The 1,897-nt window shown below is 75.4% G+C and carries 2 protein-coding genes and 1 pseudogene; 2 read left to right on the top strand and 1 reads right to left on the bottom strand.

The genetic code is table 11. The annotated features are described in order from the left end of the window. A partial coding sequence (locus ACTUAL_RS14885; RefSeq protein WP_440900660.1) for an isochorismatase family protein occupies nt 1-505 on the bottom strand: 505 nt, incomplete at its 3' end. A 110-nt stretch (nt 506-615) separates the two neighbouring features. Between ACTUAL_RS14885 and ACTUAL_RS14880 the strand changes: the two genes are divergently transcribed. Both ACTUAL_RS14880 and ACTUAL_RS14875 read left to right on the top strand, forming a co-directional pair. Continuing rightward, on the top strand, nt 616-1,626 hold the full coding sequence (locus tag ACTUAL_RS14880) for a GlxA family transcriptional regulator (RefSeq protein ID WP_440900659.1): 1,011 nt from the start codon (nt 616-618) through the stop codon (nt 1,624-1,626). 184 nt (nt 1,627-1,810) lie between these two features. Beyond that, a pseudogene (locus ACTUAL_RS14875) lies at nt 1,811-1,897 on the top strand (dihydrofolate reductase family protein); the annotation flags it as partial.

The following is a 1,897-nucleotide window of genomic DNA, read 5'->3' as shown; positions in this document are numbered from 1 at the left end:
GCGCCATCAGCGACGTGTGGACGGTCTTGGCGTCGGTGAAGCCGGCCTCGTTGGCGATGTGGATCGCGCCGGTGGCGTCGGAGAGCACCTCGGCGGCCAGGCCGTGGACCTCGGCCTCGGCGGCGGAGGCGAGCACGCAGTTGTTGGTCATGTAGCCGACGAGGGTGATGGTGTCGACCCCGCGCTCCCGCAGCCAGGCGAGCAGGTCGGTGCCCGCGAAGACGGTGCCGTGCCGCTTGGTGATCGACTTCCAGCCGTCCGCGCGCCTGCGCTCCACCTCGGGGTGCAGCAGGAAGCCGGGCCGGGTCGGGTCGAACACGGGCGAGCCCTCCCCCGCCGAGTGCTGGACCACGGCGACGGGGACGCCCGCGGCGGTGGCCGCGTCGATCGCCCGCGCGATCCGGGGCAGCGACTGGGCGTGCGGCGGGTGCTGGATCTCCAGCGGGCCGCCGAAGTACTCCTGCTGCACGTCGACGACGACCAGGGCGCGGTGGGGGGCGGTCATGACCGTTGGGCTCCTCGTGGTGGGGAAGCCGCCCCGGTGGGCGGCACGTCGAGCATGGAGCCAGGGACCTGCCCGCACCATTGGCACGGGTGCGTCCTTACGATGGAGTCGTGCCAACCACCGGGGACGCCCTGCGCATCGCCGTCCACGCCTTCGACGGGGTCACGATGTTCCACCTCGCCGTGCCGCAGCTCGTCTTCGACGAGGTCAGGCGGCAAGGGCTGGGCGACTGGACGACGGTCCTGTTCGCCGACCGGGCCGGGTCGGTCCGCACCGCCGAGGGCTACCCGATCGGCGAGGTGCGCGGCCCGTCGGCGGCAGAGGAGGCGGACGTCGTGGTCGTCCCCTCCTGGCACGAGGACGGCCGCGCCGCGGGCCCGGTGCTGCGCCGGGCACTGGCCAAGGCCCACGGGCGCGGCGCCACGATCGCCGGGCTGTGCCTGGGCGCGATCGCCGTCGCGGACGCGGGCCTGCTGTCCCGGCGCACCGCCGTGACGCACTGGCAGGCCGTCGACGTGCTCGCCGCGCGCCACCGCGACGTCGACGTGGACGCCTCGGTGCTGTACGTCGACCACGGGGACGTGCTGACCTCGGCGGGCACCGCCTCGGCGCTCGACGCCTGCCTGCACCTGGTGCGCGGCAGGCTCGGGGCCGCTGCGGCCAACCGGGTCGCCCGCAGCCTGGTGGTGGCGCCGCACCGCGAGGGCGGGCAGGCGCAGTACGTCGAGCGCCCGCTGCCCGCGCGGGCGGTGGACGACCCGATCGCCGTCGTGCTGGAGTGGGCGCTGCGGCACCTGGCGGAACCGCTGCCGGTCGAGCGGCTGGCCCAGGTCGCGCACCTGAGCAGGCGCACCTTCATCCGGGCGTTCCAGACCGCCACCGGCGAGACCCCGGCGGTGTGGGTCAGGCGGCAGCGCCTGGACGAGGCCCGCAGGCTGCTGGAGTCCACGGACCTGCCGATCGACCAGGTCGCCGCGAGCTGCGGTTTCGGCAGCGCGGTCACCCTGCGGCAGCGGTTCGCCGCGGCCTTCGCCACCTCGCCGTCGGAGTACCGCCGCCGCTTCGACGCCCGTCCCCCGGACGGCGCGGGCCTTCGTCGCCGGCGTCCTGCCGCGCGGTGATCTCAGGGCAGGCGGTGCGTCACGACGCCGCGCGCCTCGGTGCAGCCTGCTGGTCGGGGTGCGCGGGCTGACGCCGGGCAAGGCCTGGCGCGGTTCGACCGGCGCCGGGGGCCGTTGCCCCCGGTCGTGGGAGGCCCGGTCGCGGGTGGCGCGGGATGTCGGACCCGCGCGGGAGGATGCGGCCATGCGGAAGCTGATCTTCGGGATGAACGTGAGCGTCGACGGGTACGTGGCTGCGCCCGGTGGGGACCTGGGGTGGAGTTCGCCCAGT

This window comes from Actinosynnema sp. (assembly GCF_052038725.1).
The sequence above is the reverse complement of the archived record's forward strand: the minus strand, read 5'-3'. Positions and strand labels throughout refer to the sequence as shown.